Annotated in this window: 13 protein-coding genes; 12 read left to right on the top strand and 1 reads right to left on the bottom strand. The window is 67.6% G+C overall.

Features of this window, described 5'->3' with window-relative positions; all coding sequences use genetic code 11:
- From O0J73_RS16105 to O0J73_RS16095, 3 genes are all read left to right on the top strand, one after another.
- On the top strand, positions 1-1,843 hold a 1,843-nt coding region (locus O0J73_RS16105), incomplete at its 5' end, for a M1 family metallopeptidase (RefSeq protein WP_308309137.1).
- Between the two features lie 126 nt (positions 1,844-1,969).
- Complete coding sequence (locus tag O0J73_RS16100) at positions 1,970-2,701, top strand: hypothetical protein (protein ID WP_053450830.1); 732 nt, start codon at positions 1,970-1,972, stop codon at positions 2,699-2,701.
- Positions 2,701-3,324 carry an HAD family hydrolase gene (locus tag O0J73_RS16095; RefSeq protein WP_006470969.1) on the top strand — a complete coding sequence of 208 codons (624 nt, stop codon included), beginning with the start codon at positions 2,701-2,703 and terminating at the stop codon, positions 3,322-3,324. The genes O0J73_RS16100 and O0J73_RS16095 overlap by 1 nt, the downstream gene beginning before the upstream one ends.
- 143 nt (positions 3,325-3,467) lie before the next feature.
- Here O0J73_RS16095 and O0J73_RS16090 read toward each other — a convergent pair whose 3' ends face one another.
- Positions 3,468-4,406 carry a carbohydrate kinase family protein gene (locus O0J73_RS16090; protein WP_006470968.1) on the bottom strand — a complete coding sequence of 313 codons (939 nt, stop codon included), beginning with the start codon at positions 4,404-4,406 and terminating at the stop codon, positions 3,468-3,470.
- Positions 4,407-4,689: 283 nt separating this feature from the next.
- On the opposite strand from O0J73_RS16090, the gene O0J73_RS16085 reads away from it, so the two are divergent.
- From O0J73_RS16085 to O0J73_RS16045, 9 genes are all read left to right on the top strand, one after another.
- The gene (locus O0J73_RS16085) at positions 4,690-5,736 is read left to right on the top strand and encodes a rod shape-determining protein (RefSeq protein WP_005419402.1); all 1,047 of its coding nucleotides are present in this window, start codon (positions 4,690-4,692) and stop codon (positions 5,734-5,736) included.
- 121 nt (positions 5,737-5,857) lie between these two features.
- Positions 5,858-6,946 (top strand): rod shape-determining protein MreC, encoded by a 1,089-nt coding sequence (gene mreC / locus O0J73_RS16080; protein WP_197563695.1) that lies wholly within the window; start codon positions 5,858-5,860, stop codon positions 6,944-6,946.
- Positions 6,943-7,428 (top strand): rod shape-determining protein MreD, encoded by a 486-nt coding sequence (gene mreD, locus O0J73_RS16075; protein ID WP_008265483.1) that lies wholly within the window; start codon positions 6,943-6,945, stop codon positions 7,426-7,428. Before mreC ends, mreD begins: the two co-directional genes overlap by 4 nt.
- Before the next feature lie 3 nt (positions 7,429-7,431).
- Positions 7,432-9,519, top strand: a complete 2,088-nt coding sequence (mrdA, locus tag O0J73_RS16070; RefSeq protein ID WP_049456728.1) for a penicillin-binding protein 2 — start codon at positions 7,432-7,434, stop codon at positions 9,517-9,519.
- Complete coding sequence (rodA, locus tag O0J73_RS16065; protein ID WP_006470854.1) at positions 9,516-10,628, top strand: rod shape-determining protein RodA; 1,113 nt, start codon at positions 9,516-9,518, stop codon at positions 10,626-10,628. The genes mrdA and rodA (O0J73_RS16065) overlap by 4 nt, the downstream gene beginning before the upstream one ends.
- Before the next feature lie 91 nt (positions 10,629-10,719).
- The gene (gene rodA / locus O0J73_RS16060) at positions 10,720-11,814 is read left to right on the top strand and encodes a rod shape-determining protein RodA (protein ID WP_308309136.1); all 1,095 of its coding nucleotides are present in this window, start codon (positions 10,720-10,722) and stop codon (positions 11,812-11,814) included.
- An 868-nt stretch (positions 11,815-12,682) separates the two neighbouring features.
- The gene (gene mltB / locus O0J73_RS16055; protein WP_006470749.1) at positions 12,683-13,828 is read left to right on the top strand and encodes a lytic murein transglycosylase B; all 1,146 of its coding nucleotides are present in this window, start codon (positions 12,683-12,685) and stop codon (positions 13,826-13,828) included.
- Positions 13,825-15,093, top strand: coding sequence for a septal ring lytic transglycosylase RlpA family protein (locus O0J73_RS16050; RefSeq protein ID WP_197563696.1), 1,269 nt, complete (start codon positions 13,825-13,827; stop codon positions 15,091-15,093). Before mltB ends, O0J73_RS16050 begins: the two co-directional genes overlap by 4 nt.
- A gap of 100 nt (positions 15,094-15,193) precedes the next feature.
- Positions 15,194-16,414: a D-alanyl-D-alanine carboxypeptidase family protein gene (locus O0J73_RS16045; RefSeq protein WP_008264856.1), complete on the top strand. Its 1,221-nt coding sequence runs from the start codon at positions 15,194-15,196 to the stop codon at positions 16,412-16,414.
- Positions 16,415-16,515 lie beyond the last annotated feature (101 nt).

Raw genomic sequence — 16,515 nt, 5'->3', positions numbered from 1 at the left:
GACTGCCGCAAAGGCCCCCGCCGCCCCCGTGAACGCCGAGAACCGCAGCCACGACGAAAGCTCGTACGCCGAGCCGGACAAGGTCGTCATCAAGGACATCGCGCTGGATCTGAAGCTGGACTTCGACCAGAAGCAGATCGGTGGCACCGCCACCTACACCCTGGAATGGAAGCAGAAGGACGCCAGGCAGCTGGTGCTCGACACCCGCGAGCTGACCGTGTCCAAGGTCGAGGCGGTCGCCGCCGATGGCGCGCGCAGCCCGCTGAAGTTCGAGCTGGCCGCCGCTGACAAGGTGTTCGGCAGCAAGCTGACCATCGAAACGCCGGAGCAGCCGGCCAAGGTGGAAGTGACCTACCACACCGCACCGACCGCCTCGGGCCTGCAGTGGCTGGCGCCGTCGATGACCGAAGGCAAGAAGCTGCCCTTCATGTTCAGCCAGTCGCAGGCCATCCACGCCCGTTCCTGGGTGCCGCTGCAGGACACCCCGAGCGTGCGCTTCACCTACAGCGCGCACGTGGTCTCGCGCCCGGACGTGATGGTGCTGATGAGCGCCGACAACGATCCGAAGGCCGCGCGTGACGGTGACTACACCTTCAAGATGCCGCAGCCGATTCCGTCGTACCTGCTGGCCATCGCCGCCGGCGACCTGGTGTTCGAGCCGATCTCCGGCCGCTCCGGCGTCTGGGCCGAGCCGACCATGGTCAACAAGGCCGCCAAGGAATTCGAAGACACCGAAAAGATGATCGGTGCCGCCGAGAAGCTGTACGGCGAATACCGCTGGGGCCGCTACGACATGCTGGTGCTGCCGCCGTCGTTCCCGTTCGGTGGCATGGAAAACCCGCGCCTGACCTTCGCCACCCCGACCGTGATCGTCGGCGACAAGTCGCTGGTGTCGCTGGTCGCCCACGAGCTGGCGCACAGCTGGTCGGGCAACCTGGTGACCAACGCCAGCTGGAAGGACATCTGGCTCAATGAAGGCTTCACCACCTACGTCCAGGGCCGCATCACCGAAGCCCTGTATGGCAAGGAGATGGCCGAGATGGAGAAGCAGATCGACCAGACCGACCTGCTGGCCGAAGTGAAGGACATGAGCCCGGCCGACCAGGCGCTGGCGTTGCCGCCGCTGAACGAGCGCGACCCCGACGAAGCCCTCAGCCAGGTCGCCTACGTCAAGGGTTCGTGGTTCCTGGAGTTCCTGGAACAGCGCTTCGGCCGCGAGACCTTTGATCCGTTCCTGCGTGGCTGGTTCGATGACCACGCCTTCCAGAGCGCGAACACCGACCAGTTCGTCGAGTACCTGAAGAAGAACCTGCTGCCGAAGAATCCGTCGGCAGTGACCGAGGCTGAACTGAAGGCCTGGCTGGACGAGCCGGGCATCCCGGCGTTCGCGGCCAAGGCGCAGTCGCGCAACTTCAGCAGCGTCGATACCGCGCGCATCGCCTTCGCCAGCGCCGGCACCGTGCCGAGCAGCCAGGTCATCGCCGACTGGAGCACGCAGGAATGGGTGCGCTTCATCGACGGCCTGGGTGCGACCCAGCCGCTGGACAAGCTGGCCACGCTGGACAAGGCGTTCCACTTCACCGGCACCCCGAATGGCGAGATCGCCATGCGCTGGTACCCGCTGGCGATCCGCAGCGGTTACGAGCAGGCCAACGAAGGGGCCGCTGCGTTCATCGAGCGCGTCGGCCGTCGCAAGCTGATCATGCCGATCTACGCTGAACTGGTGAAGACCCCGAAGGGGCTGGAGCTGGCCAAGCAGGCCTTCGAAAAGGCCAAGCCGGGCTACCACCCGATCACCACCGCCTCGGTGCAGGATCTGCTGGCCAAGGCCGAAGCCAAGTAAGCGGTAGTGCCGGCCGCTGGCCGGCAACCGGTCACTGCTTCACCACCAACGGCGGGGAAACCCGCCGTTGGTGTATCCGCTTTTCGCTGCCGATAGAATCGGGATGCACTCGCATAGGACCTCCGCATGAAACGACTGATCCTGCTCACCGCCTGCACCCTGGCCTTGGCTGCCTGCAGCAACCCCGAGGAAGAACGCAAGGCGCAGGAAGCCGCCGCGGCCGCCGTGCAGGCGCAGAAGGAAGCCAAGGCCGAGGACGTCGCCAAGCAGTACGACATGGCCGTGGCCGCGCAGGACTGGGAACGCGCGCGCCTGCATGGCGCCTCGCTGCTGGACCAGTACAAGGACACCGCCGCCGCCGAGCGGATCGCCGCCGGCTTCGATGAGGTCAAGGCCAAGGGCGATGCCGCGCGCGACCTGCGCCGTATGCAGGCACTGTGGCAGTACAACCAGATTCCGGTGGGCAACAAGGGCAACCAGGTCTCGGCGCAGATCTACAGCAAGGAACGCGTGGACGTGGATGGCAGCGGCGCCAAGCCGGTGCAGCTGGTGTTCCGCGATCATCCGGAGTGGAAGCGGCATGCCTACCTGGTGCTGCAGGCCGGCGATTTCCGCTGCCCGCAGTGCACGGTGAAGGTGACCGTGGACGACGGGAAGCCGGTGTCGATGGCCGCCTGGCGGCCAAAGACCGATGAAGCCATTGCGATGTTCATCACCGACCAGAAGGCGCTGTGGAAGCTGGCGCGCAAGGGCAAGTCGATCAGCATCGAGTTCCCGGTCAAGGCCGGTGGTACCCGTACCGCAGTGTTCGAGACCGGCGGTGTCGACGCCAGCCGCATGCCGCAGTGGTGGCAGTGATGATCGCGACGGGCAGCGCAGTGCACGCGTTGTCCGCGATCCGGCACTGGGTGTTCGACATGGACGGCACGCTGACGGTGGCCGTGCATGATTTCGCCGCGATCCGCAGCGCGCTGCAGATCGCGGCCGAGGAAGACATCCTCGACCATATCGCCGCGCTACCGGACGCACCGGCACGGGCCAAGCGCGAGTGGCTGCTGGATCACGAACGCGCGCTGGCCGAGGACGCGCTGCCGGCACCGGGTGCGGTGAAGCTGCTGCGCGCGCTGGCGGCCGGCGGTTGCCGGCTGGGCATCCTGACCCGCAACGACCACGCGCTGGCGAAGCTGACGCTGGAGGCGATCGGGGTCGGGGAACTGTTCGACGATGCCGACATCATCGGCCGCGATGAAGCCGTGCCCAAGCCTTCGCCGGATGGCCTGCAGCAGCACCTGCGGCGCTGGGGCGTTTCCGCCGGGCAGGCGGTGATGGTCGGGGACCACGCTTACGATCTGGAGTGCGGCCGCGCTGCGGGCACCCACACCGTGCTGGTCAACCTGCCGGAGAACCCATGGCCGGACTGCACCGACTGGCATTTCGCCGATTGCCGCGACCTGCTGGCCGCCTGGCAGCAGACGGGGTAGAGCCGGCCGCTGGCCGGCAGTGTCGACCCGGGTCGACACCTACCAACAGCATTCCCGGTAGCGCATCGGGTGGAAAGCCCCCTTGTTGTTCAAGGGGGCGCGCCGAAGGCGCGGGGATAAGGTGGAATGCGCGGGCAATTTGGTTACGCGCTGAGCGCGTAGCCAAATTGCTGCTTGAACTGCTCGTTGAACTCATCGAAGGTGAAGCGCTGGTTCTGGGTGCCCGGGTGCTCGACCTTCAGCGCGCCCATCAGGTTGCCCATGCGGCCGATGGTCAGCCAGTCGTAGCCCTTCTGGATGCCGTAGATCAGGCCGGCGCGGAAGGCGTCGCCACAGCCGGTCGGGTCGACCACGCGGCGCTCGTGCGCCGGCGGGATGTCGTAGCTCTTGTCCGGGGTGTGGATGACCGCGCCCTTCGGGCCGCGCGTGGTGATGTAGGCCTTGACCCGGCTGACGATCTCCTTTTCGTCCCAGCCGGTGCGTTCCTGCAGCAGGTTCGACTCGTAATCGTTGACCACCACGTAGTCGGCCTGGTCGATGAAGGCACGCAGCTCCGGGCCGTTGAACAGCGGCATGGCCTGGCCCGGGTCGAAGATGAACGGGATGCCGTCCTCGTGGAATTCCTGCGCGTTCTGGATCATGCCCTCGCGGCCGTCCGGGCCGACCAGGCCCAGGCTTACGCCCGGCACGCCACGCACGTGGTTCTCGTAGGAACGCATCATCGCGCCCGGATGGAAGGCGGTGATCTGGTTGTTGTCGTGGTCGGTGGTGATGAACGCCTGCGGGGTGAACAGCTCATCGATCACGCGCACGCGCGACAGGTCGATGCCCAGGCCTTCGAAGTATTCGCGGTACGGGCCGAAGTCCGAACCCACGGTGCCCATCGGGATCGGCTGGCCGCCCAGCAGGTGCAGGTTGTAGGCGATGTTGCCGGCGCAGCCGCCGAACTCGCGGCGCATGCGCGGCACCAGGAAGGACACGTTCAGGATGTGCACCTTGTCCGGCAGGATGTGATTCTTGAACTGGTCCGGGAACACCATGATGGTGTCGAAGGCAAGAGAACCACAGATCAGAGCGGACATCGATGTAAGCCTATGCGGTGAATTTTGGGATGGGCCGGCCCGGTTCAGCGGGCAAGCAAACGGCGCCCTTGGGCGCCCGACGGCGCAAAGGTTACCCGCTGGTGCCGCTCAGGGCCAGAACCGGGTGAGACCGGATCAGGCCGAAAGCCTGTGAAGACGCGGGTTCAGCTAGTTTTTTCCTTGCTCGGCGGCAGGCGGGTTGCTAGGCTTGTCGGCCTCGATTTCTGCCCATTTTTTCGCCATCCCGCGGCGGGCACGACACCCCTCAGGACTCCTTCCTCAGATGTTCAAGAAACTCCGTGGCATGTTCTCCAACGACCTGTCCATCGACCTGGGCACGGCCAACACCCTCATCTACGTGCGCGGGCAGGGGATCGTGCTGAACGAGCCGTCGGTCGTGGCCGTGCGTCAGGATCGTGCCATTGGCGGCACCCGGTCGGTGGCAGCCGTAGGCGCCGAGGCCAAGCAGATGCTGGGCCGTACCCCGGGCCACATCACCACCATCCGCCCGATGAAGGATGGCGTCATTGCCGACTTCACCTACACCGAGGCGATGCTCAAGCACTTCATCAAGAAGGTGCACAAGTCGCGCGTGCTGCGCCCGAGCCCGCGCGTGCTGGTCTGCGTGCCGGCCGGCTCGACCCAGGTCGAGCGCCGCGCGATCAAGGAATCGGCCGAGGAAGCCGGTGCCCGCGACGTGTTCCTGATCGAAGAGCCGATGGCCGCAGCGATCGGCGCCGGCATGCCGGTGACCGAAGCCCGTGGTTCGATGGTCATCGACATCGGCGGCGGCACCACCGAAGTGGCGGTGATCTCGCTCAACGGCATCGTCTATTCGGCGTCGGTCCGCATCGGCGGCGACCGCTTCGACGAGTCCATCACCAACTACGTGCGCCGCAACCACGGCATGCTGATCGGTGAAGCCACCGCCGAGCGCATCAAGGTCGAGCTGGGCTGCGCCTACCCGCAGGCGGAAGTGATCGAGATGGAAATCTCCGGCCGCAACCTCGCCGAGGGCGTGCCGAAGATGATCAAGATCAGCTCCAACGAGGTGCTTGAAGCCCTGCACGAGCCCCTCTCGGGCATCGTCAGTGCGGTCAAGCTGGCGCTGGAACAGACCCCGCCGGAACTGTGCGCCGACGTCGCCGAGCGCGGCATCGTGCTGACCGGTGGTGGCGCCCTGCTGCGCGACCTGGACCGCCTGATTTCCGAGGAAACCGGCCTGCACGTGCAGGTGGCCGACGACCCGCTGACCTGCGTGGCCCGCGGCGGTGGCCGTGCGCTGGAGCTGGTCGACATGCACGGCAACGAGTTCTTTGCGCCGGAGTAAGCCGTCCCGGCTGCCTGCGCCCGCAGCGCCCCTCCGGGGTGCGGCCCGCCATCAGGGTGGGCCGGCACCGGCGGGGCGCCCGCGTGTTTCCCTTCCGCCTTCTGCCAGTTGAATCGTTGCCGTGCCGCCCTACGCCGGACCTCCCGTCGCTTCCCGATCCGGTGATGCCGCCAGCCCGTTGCGGCTGCTGGCTTATCTCGCACTGGCCATCACCCTGATCGTGCTTGACGACCAGGCCGGCTGGCTCGCGCAGCTGCGCGGGCAGGCCAACAGCCTGGTGCAGCCGGTGTGGGCGCTGGCGGGCCTGCCGGGCAAGCTCGGCAACCAGGTCAAGGATTCGGCGGCCAGCCATGGCCAGCTGGTCAACGAGAATCGTGAACTGCGCAACCAGCTGCTGCTGGCCAACGCGCGCCTGACCCGCCTGCAGACCGCCGCGCTGGACAACGCCCAGCTGCGCGAGCTGCTGAACGTGGCCGAGCGCAGTGGCCTGGACGTGCAGCTGGCGCCGGTGCTGGACATCGACCTGGACCCGGTGAAGCAGCGGCTGGTGCTCGACGCCGGCAGCCGCGAAGGCGTGCATGTCGGGCAGGCGGTGATCGATGCCGGCGGCCTGATGGGCCAGGTGATCAGCGTCACCGGCGGCACCTCCACCGTGCTGCTGCTGACCGACCCCGACCACGCGGTACCGGTCACCGTGGCCCGCAATGGCGTGCGCCTGATCGTCTACGGCCGCGGCGACAAACTGGAACTGCGCGACATTCCGCTCAGCGCTGGTGTGGAAGTGGGCGATGAGATCGTGACTTCCGGTCTGGGTGGCCGCTTCCCGGCCGGCTTCCCGGTCGGCACCATCACCGGCCTGCGTCCAGACGATACCCATGCCTTCCTGGTCGGCGAACTGAAGCCGGCGGCCCAGCTCGACCGCGGCCGCGACGTTCTGCTGCTGCGCCCGGGCGCGGCGATCCGGATTCCGCCGGAACTGCGCCTGCAGCTGGAAGCCACCGCGCCGGGCGGCCCGGCCACGGGTGCCACCACGCCTGCGCCAGCCGCAACGACGCCGGCTCCGGCCAGTGCTCCGGTAGTGCCGGCCGCTGGCCGGCAACAATCCTCGTCTGCGACGAGGAATGCTGCCCCCGCATCCTCCCTTGATCCTGCTGCTCCGGTAGTGCCGGCCGCTGGCCGGCAACCGACCACGCCGGAGGCGCAGCGATGAGCCGCCTGCGCGACAACCCGTGGGTGCTGCCGGCCAGCCTGGTGGTGGCGCTGCTGCTGGGCCTGCTGCCGCTGCCGGCGCTGCTGCAGCCGCTGCGCCCGTACTGGCTGGCGCTGGTACTGGCGTACTGGGTGATCGAAGCGCCCGAACGCGTCGGCCTGGGCGTCGCCTTCGCCAGTGGCGTGATCGCCGACCTGCTGTACGGTGGCGTGCTCGGCGAACAGGCGCTGCGGCTGGTGATGCTGGCCTTCATCCTGCAGCGCTTCCGTGCCCGCATCCGCTTCTTCCCGATGTCGCAGCAGATGCTGGCCATCGGCGGGCTGCTGTTCAACGACCGCATCGTCAGTGCGCTGGTCCACATCCTGGTGGGCGAGCCGACGCTGCCGTGGTCGTACTGGTGGGCGCCGCTGCTGGGCATGGGCCTGTGGCCGCTGGTGTTCGTGCTGCTGGATGCGGTGCGCTTCGGCAAGCGCGGGCGCTGAACCATGATTCCGCGCCGCCAGGTCAAGAACCCGCACGCCGAAGCCGAACAGTTCCGCCGTCGCGCGGCGCTGGGTTTCCTGGGCGTGCTGGTCTGCCTGCTGGGCCTGGGCGGCTGGTACTTCAAGCTGCAGGTGCTGGACCACGACGTCTACGCCACGCGCTCGGAGGCCAACCGCATCAAGCCGCGGCCGGTGGTGCCCGGGCGCGGCATGATCTACGACCGCAACGGCCGCCTGCTGGCCGAGAACGTACCGGCCTTCCGCCTGGACGTGACCCCGGACAAGGTCAAGGACATGGACGCCACCCTCGAAGGGCTGGCGAAGATCATCAGCATCAGCCCTGAAGAACTGGAAGCGTTCAACAAGTCGCGCAAGGCGCGCCGCAAGTTCCTGCCGGTCACGCTGAAGCTGCGCATGAGCGACGAGGAGATGGCGCGCTTCGCCGTCGACCGCTGGCGCTTCCCCGGCGTCGAGCTGGAGCCCTACCTGACCCGCCGCTACCCCTACGGCGATCTGTTCGCGCACATCATCGGCTACGTCGGCCGCGTCGATGACAAGGATCTGGAGATCCTCGGTGAAGGCAATGCGGCGCTGACCCACATCGGCAAGTCCGGCCTGGAGCGCTATTACGAGCAGCAGCTGCGCGGCAAGGTCGGCTACGAGCAGGTCGAAACCAACGTGCAGGGCCGTGCGATCCGCACCATCGGCCGCGTCGCCGCGCAGTCCGGTGCCGACCTGCGGCTGTCGATCGACGCCGACCTGCAGCGCGCCATGGTCGCCGCCTTCGGTGACCAGGAAGGCTCGGCGGTGGCGATGGACCCGCGTACCGGCGAAGTGCTGGCGATGGTCAGCCTGCCGTCCTACGACCCCAACCTGTTCGTCAACGGCATCTCCCATGCCGACTTCAAGGCGCTGAACGAGAACCCGTCGCGGCCGCAGTTCAACCGCCTGGTGCTCGGTGGCGTCGCCCCCGGTTCCACGTTGAAGCCGCTGATCGGCCTGGCCGGCCTGGATTCGGGCGTGCGCCGCCCGGAAGACAAGGTGCTGTCCACCGGCATGTTCTACCTGCCCGGCACCTCGCGCGGCTGGGGTGACGCCCACCGCGGCGGCCACGGCTGGACCGATCTGCGCAAGTCCATCGCCGAGTCGGTCAATACCTACTACTACAAGCTGGCGCTGGACCTGGGCATCGAGCGCTTCGACCACTACATGGAGTACTACGGCTTTGGCCAGCCGACCGGCATCGACCTGACCGGCGAAATCGGCGGCATCCTGCCGTCGCCGGCTTACAAGCGGAAGACCCGCAAGGAAGCCTGGTACCCCGGCGATACGGTCAACATCAGCATCGGCCAGGGCGACTGGAAGGTCACCCCGCTGCAGCTGGCGCGAGGTGTCAGCGCGCTGGCCGACGGCCAGCTGCGCACCCCGCACCTGGTGATCCAGCAGCGCGACGGCTTCGACAGCGACTGGGCGGCGACGTCGCCCGGCGAGATCAAGCCGGTCAGCCCCAACCCCAGCAACCTGCAGGCGGTGCGTGAGGGCATGATGGCGACCATGCGGCCCGGCGGCAGCGGTTGGCGCGTGGCGGTGGGTGCGCCGTACGTGATGGCCGGCAAGACCGGTACCGCGCAGGTCATCAGCCGCAAGGGCACGGCCGCCGTGAATCCGAAGAGCCTGCCGATGCACCTGCGCCACCGCGCGCTGTTCGTCGGCTTCGCGCCGGTCGAGAACCCGGTGATCGCGATCGCGGTGGCGGTGGAGGGCGGCGGCTACGGTGGTTCGGCGGCCGCGCCGATCGCACGCAAGGTGTTCGACGCCTATCTGCTGGGCAAGATGCCTGAAGGCATGCAGCCGCTGGACAGCGAGCGCGGCACCACCGCCATCGGCGCCACCGCGTTCGACAACGAAGATGCCGGTGCGCGCCAGGCGGGTGATCTCGCCGCGGGCCAGCTGGGTGAACATCCGGTGCTGGTCGGCGTGCCCGCGCCCGAACCGGCACCCGCGCCGGCTCCTGTACCGCAGCCGGGTACACCGGCCGCCGCCGCGCTGCCGGCCACACCACGCCCCACCCCGGCGGAGCCCGCCCGATGAGAGTGTTCCTGCGCTGGGCCGGCGACATGCTGCGCCGCTTCTTCAGCACGCTGGACTGGGTGTTGTGCCTGGCGCTGGGCGCGTTGATGGTAATCGGCCTGGCCACCTTGAAAAGCGCCGGCGGCGACAGCCTGGTGATGGCCCAGGGGGCGCGTTTCGCGGTGGGCATGGCCGCACTGTGGGGCATCTCGCGGGTGCCGATCCTGCGCATCCGCTCGGCGACCCCGCTCATCTACGCGATCTCGATGATCCCGCTGCTGGCGGTGTTCGTACTTGGCACCGGCAAGTACGGCCGGCAGTGGCTGGACCTGAAGTTCTTCTACCTGCAGCCGGCCGAGCTGCTGAAGGTCAGCCTGCCGATGATGGTGGCCTGGTACCTGCACCGGATGCCGCTGCCGCCGCGTTTCAACACCGTGCTGGTGGCGCTGGTGATCATCGGTGTGCCGACCGGGCTGGTGATGCTGCAGCCGGACTTCGGGACCGGCGTGCTGATCGCCGCCAGTGGTGTGTTCGTGCTGCTGCTGGCGGGCCTGCCGTGGTGGTGGGTCGGCCTGGGCGTGGGTGGCGTGGCCGCGGTCGCGCCGCTGGCCTGGTTCTGGTTGCTGCGGCCGTACCAGAAGGACCGCATCATGATGTTCCTGGACCCGGAGATGGATGCGCTGGGCGCGGGCTGGAACATCATCCAGTCGAAGATCGCGATCGGTTCCGGCGGCTTCGACGGCAAGGGCTGGGGCGAGGGCTCGCAGTCGCACCTGAACTTCATTCCCGAGCAGACCACCGACTTCGCGTTCTCGGTGCTGAGCGAGGAATTCGGCTGGATCGGCGTGGCCACCGTGTTGGCGCTGTACCTGGTGGTGATCGGGCGCTGCCTGTGGATTGCCAGCCAGTCGCGCGATTCCTATTCGCGGCTGCTGGCCGGTGCCACCGGCCTGGCGTTCTTCGTCTACGTGCTGGTCAACGGCGGGATGATCTCCGGCCTGCTGCCGGTGGTGGGCGTGCCGATGCCACTGATCAGCTACGGCGGCACCTCGGCGGTATCGCTGCTGGCCGGCTTCGGGCTGGTGATGGCAGTGCGCAGCCACAACCCGGTACACGGCGGCTACGGCTGAGCCCGGCTCCGCCGCCTTCGTAGAGTCGAGCTTGCTCGACTCAGAAGCACCCTGACAGCTTCACGCAAGCACGCATTGCTACGGTGCCCGCGTGGAATGGAAACGACTGTTTGGCGGCTGCCGTGAGGCAGTGCGCACGATCGACCTGCTGTTGCTGGTTGCGCTGTTGATCCTGATGGGCGCCGGCCTGGCGGTGCTGCACAGCGTGTCCGGCCCGGTGGCCGGGCAGGCCGCGCGCTTTGCCGGTGGCCTGCTGGCGATGTGGCTGCTGTCGCGGGTTTCGCTGCTGCGCCTGCGCGCGTGGACACCGGCGTTGTACGCGCTGTCGATGCTGCCACTGATGGCGGTGTACGTGATCGGCACCGGCAAGTACGGGCAGCGCTGGCTCAACCTGGGCGTGTTCTACCTTCAGCCGTCCGAACTGCTCAAGCTCAGCCTGCCACTGATGATGGCCTGGTACCTGCACCGGCAGCCGCTGCCTCCGTCGCCACGCACGGTGCTGACGGCGGGAGTGCTGATTGGAATGCCCGCAGTGCTGATCCTGATGCAGCCCAACCTGGGCACCGCCACGCTGGTCACGGCCAGCGGGGTGTTTGCCTTGCTGCTGGCCGGCCTGCATTGGGGCTGGGTCGCCACTGGCGCGACCGGGCTGGCGCTGGCCGCACCGCTGGCGTGGTTCGGCCTGCTGCGGCAGTACCAGAAGGATCGCGTGCTGACCTTCCTCGACCCGGCGGCGGACCCCCTCGGCACTGGCTGGAACATCCTGCAGTCGCGCATCGCGATTGGCTCCGGTGGCTGGCAGGGTCGCGGCTGGGGGCAGGGCACGCAGGCCACGCTGGATTTCCTGCCCGAGTACACGACCGACTTCGCGTTTTCAGTGTTGGCCGAAGAGTTCGGATGGATCGGTGTGGCGACGGTGTTCGCGCTCTACCTGTTCGTGGTCGGGCGCTGCCTGTGGATCGCGGTGCACGCGCGCGACACGCACGCACGGTTGCTGGCCGGCAGCCTGGGGCTGGCGTTCTTCGTCTATGTCCTGGTGAACGGTGGAATGATTTCCGGCCTGTTGCCGGTGGTGGGCATTCCGATGCCGTTGATCAGCTATGGCGGGACATCGGCGGTTTCGCTGTTGGCCGGTATCGGGTTGGTGATGGCGGTGCGCGGGCACCGGCCGGTGCACGGGGGATAGGGGTTCCAGCCAACGGCGCCGCCCCTCGTGGGTGGTCGCGTAACGCAGGTCATGTAATTGGGGCGGGCGCGTCCACCCACGAAAAAAAAGAAGATCAAAAGCAAAAGCGGTCTGGCGGATCGCTTCATTGCCTTGTGTAGAGCCAAGCCGTGCTCGGCTCACGAGCAAGCGCAGCGCGCGACCCGCTTTTGATCTTCTTTTCTTTTCCGTGGGTGCAGGCCACCGAAATCTGTCAGAGGACGGTCGGGTTGGGTGCGCGGGGGTGTCAGCCGCATGGATGCGGCTGCCAAGCCTCCAGGGACGGATTCACGGCGTCCCACGCGTACCCGACCCGACCGACCCACTCGCAGCTTTTGCTTTCAGCGACCAACCCCACCCACGAGGGGCTGCGCCGTTGGCTGGAAATATCCTGACTCTGCGCAACGCCCCTTGTGGAAGCGTTCTCACAGCAGCCCGCAGCTGCATTGCCACTGACCGAAGTCCATAAAAAATGCAATCCGGTTCACACTTTTACGCTGCGTTGATCCTGATCAATGGACTTGTCGTAATCGGCCTGCACAATGGCGGCCCGTTCGGCACGGCGCGCCGTCAATCGTTGCAGCGCGAGGGGGCGTCGGGCGGGAAGCAGTACTGATCCAACGGGTACAGGGAGCGCGGGGTACTGCCACTGGGGAGCGGCAGCCGCGCAGGTACCGACCGGATCCGGTCGCCGGTTGCGTCTGCGGGGATGGGGACGCAACCGGCAACCTCTATCTGAATGGGGCGGGTCGATCACGACGTCTTCACATTTCCCGCTGAACGCGGGCAAATCGTTGTGATTCATGGTGTTAGGGGTTTTAATTCATCCATGACCTGCTAACCTGCGACGATGATTCGACGCACTCTGGCCTGCATGCTCACCCTCGGCCTGGTCGCCTGCGCGACCCAGCCGAAGTCCCCACCGTCTTCGCCCCAGGCCAGCAGTACGCCACGCCAGCCCGCCAGCAAGGCCCATGGCCCGGCCGAGGCCGCGCCCGAAGCCACTGCGGCCACCGCGCCGCCGGTCGATCTCACCCCGGTGCCGTTCGAGGTCGCGCGGGCCCGCTTCATTGCCGATACCGCCAAGCGCTATGGCCTGAAGCCGGAGCAGATCAGCAGCGTGCTCGACCAGGCGCAGGTGCGCCAGCCGATCATCGCCGCCATGTCGCGCCCGGCCGAACGGGTCAAGCCGTGGAACGAGTACCGGCCGATGTTCATCAGCAAGGCGCGTATCGATGGTGGCCGCGCGTTCCTGGCGCAGCATCGCGCCGAGCTTGATCGCGTGCAGCAGCGTACCGGCGTGCCGGCCGAAGTGATCGTGGCGATCATCGGCGTGGAAACCAGTTACGGCAAGAATGCCGGCAGCCATCGCGTGCTGGATGCGCTGTACACGCTGGCGTTCTATTACCCGCGCAGCGGCGACCCGGCCAAGCTGGAACGCGAAGTGCGCCGCGAACTGTTCTTCCGCGACGAACTGGCCAAGCTGTTCGAGCTGGGCCGCGAAGAGAAGCTGGACATCACCACGCTCAAGGGCAGCTACGCCGGTGCGATGGGCATGGGCCAGTTCATGCCGTCCAGCTATCTCGATTACGCGGTGGACGGCAACGGCGATGGCCGCCGTGACCTGTTCAACAGCTATGACGACGTGTTCTCGTCCATCGCCAACTACTTCGTGAAGAAGGGCGGCTGGGTGCGTGGCGGCCAGGTCGCCGTGCCGGCGACGCTGGCGCCGGGGCGCGAGGAGTTCAACCCGACCGAGTGGATGCCGACCTGGTCGCTGGCCGACCTGGCGCAGCGTGGCTACCAGCCGAGCGCGCCGGTGCAGCCCGGTGCCACCGCTACCCCGATCACCCTTGAAGGCAGCACCGGCAAGCAGTACTGGCTGGGCTTCCAGAACTACTACGCGATCACCCGCTACAACCTCTCGAAGATGTACGCGATGGCCGTGTTCCAGTTGTCCCAGGCCATCGCCGGACAGGAGCTGCCCCCGGCATGAACATCAGATGGTTGGCCCCAGGCTTGATCGTCCTCGCGCTGGCGGCCTGCAGCAGCGCGCCGAAGAAGCCGGCCACGGCCGGCCATGGTGGCAAGTCCAGCGGCACGCTGGTGCAGGGCCGCGGTTCGCGCCCGGCGCATTGCCCCGACGGTTCGCCGTACGCGGCGGCCAAGGAAGACCTGAGCACCCGCGGCAACTACACCGCCGGTGGCCTGTACAAGCCGGGCGTGCGCGACAGCACGCCGGACTACATTCCCAACGTGGCCTGCATTCCCGAGCCGGAAGTGACCGCCGAGGAACGCTCGGCGATCGGCAACAAGTCGCCATACGTGGTGCTGGGCAAGTCGTACAACGTGCTTGACGACACCCGCAACTACGTCGAGCGTGGCACCGCGTCGTACTACGGCGCCAAGTTCCATGGCCGCCTGACCTCCAACCGCGAGGTCTACGACATGTACCAGTTCACCGCCGCGCACAAGACGCTGCCACTGCCCAGCTTCGCCCGCGTGACCAACCTCGACAACGGCGAGTCGGTGATCGTGCGCGTCAACGACCGTGGCCCGTTCCATGATGGCCGCGTGGTTGATCTGAGCTATGCCGCCGCCGTGCGCCTGGGCATCACCCAGCGCGGCACCGGCAATGTCGAAGTGCGCGCGCTGCAGCCGGGCGAGAGCAACCTGCTGGCGCAGAAGCCGTCGCGTCGCGAGCGCCGCGCCGCCGAAGCGGCTGCTGCTACCGCCGTGGTCAGTGCACGACCGGCACCGGCCGCGCGGGTCGCCGCCGACAGCGACATCGATCGCCTGGTCCAGCGTCTGCCGGCCGACGGCATGCCTGCACGTGGCCAGCCGGCCACCACCCAGGGCGTAGCCAGCACCGCGCCGGACGTGGCGGTCAGCAGCCTGCCGCCGAGCGCACTGCCGGTGCGCAGCACCGCACCGGCACCGGTTGCAGTGGCCAGCGCGGCACCGCGTGCGGCTGCGCCGGCCCCGGTACGTCCCGCCCCGACGGCGCCCAGCCTGTCGCAGCAGGTGGTCGGCGCGGTGATGGTGCAGGTCGCCAGCTTCTCCAACCGCGACAACGCCAACCGCGCGATGGGCCAGCTCAATGCCGCAGGCATCGTCGGCGCCACCATCAGCGACATCGCGGCCGGTGGTCGCACCCTGTTCCGCCTGCGCGTACCCGCCAGCGACCATGCCAGTGCCGCGGAACTTGCCGGCCGCATCGCCGGTCTGGGCCTGGGTTCGCCGCAGATCGTCAAGGATTGAACCGCCCGGGCCGGTGCTGCCGGCCCGTGCTCCCCCGGCCTTACAATGGCCGTTACGTTCCACCCTCCATTCCCGGCCGTCCCCTGGAGCCTGCTGTCCAATGAATTTCCGTTCCGCCGCCACTGCCCTGGCCGCCACCCTGGTGGTGGGCCTGGCTTCCGCCCAGACGCCGCTGCCGACTCCGGCCACGCCGGCGCCTGCCGCCGCCGCTGCTGCCCCGGCCACTGTCGCCACTCCGCCGGCCCCGGCGCCGAGCGTGTCCAAGGCCTGGGTGCTGATGGACTACGCCACCGGCCAGGTGCTGGCCGGCGAAAACGTCCACGAGCAGCTGGCCCCGGCCAGCATCACCAAGGTGATGACGTCCTACGTGATCGCCGCCGAGGTCAAGAACGGCAAGGTCCGTGCGGATGACCAGGTGATGATGAGCGAGCGCGCCTGGCGCGAAGGTGGCGCCGGTACCGATGGCAGCTACAGCGGCTTCCCGGTCAACCAGACCGCACGCCTGGAAGACATGGAAAAGGGCATGGCGATCCAGTCCGGCAACGACGCCGCGATCGCCCTGGCCGAGCACGTGGCCGGCAGCGAAGAAGCCTTTGCATCGCTGATGAACAGCTACGCCGCCAAGATCGGCATGAAGGACTCGCACTTCGTCAACGCCCACGGCCTGACCGCGCAGGGCCACCACAGCACCGCCTACGACCTGGCGCTGCTGGGCCGCGCGATGGTGCGCGACTACCCGGAAACCTACGCGTACAACAAGATCAAGGAATTCCAGGTCGGCAACATCAAGCAGCCGAACCGCAACCTGCTGCTGTGGCGCGATGGCAGCGTCGATGGCATCAAGACCGGCCACACCTCCGAGGCCGGTTACTGCCTGATGAGCTCGGCCCAGCGCGGTGACCAGCGCCTGATCGCCGTGGTGCTGGGTGGCGCGTCGGAAAAGCAGCGCGCCGACGACAGCCTGGCCCTGCTGAACTGGGGCTTCCGCTTCTTCGAGACCCACCGCCTGTACGAGCCGGGCAAGGCCGTGGCCGAGCACAAGGTCTGGAAGGGCACCACCGACAAGGTGCAGCTGGGCGTGGCCCAGCCGATGCTGGTCAGCGTGCCGCGTGGCCGCTACAACGATCTGAAGCCGAGCATCGATGTGCCCAAGACCCTGGAGGCACCGTTCACCGCCGGCCAGCAGGTCGGTACCGTGAAGGTCACCCTGGATGGCAAGGTCATCGCTGAAGCACCGCTGGTGGCCGTGGCCGCCGTCGAGCAGGCCGGCTTCTTCAAGCGCCTGTGGGACAGCTTCTGGATGTGGTGGGAATCGGAATGATCCACGCCGTGGCGTGGTGAACGAAAAGGCCGGCGAATGCCGGCCTTTTCTGTTTCCGGATGCCGGCGCATGAGCCCATCCGGAGATCCTGATGGTAGTGG

Source organism: Stenotrophomonas sp. Sm6012 (assembly GCF_030985895.1).
Taxonomy (GTDB): domain Bacteria; phylum Pseudomonadota; class Gammaproteobacteria; order Xanthomonadales; family Xanthomonadaceae; genus Stenotrophomonas; species Stenotrophomonas forensis.
This window is presented reverse-complemented; position numbering and strand designations above follow the sequence as displayed.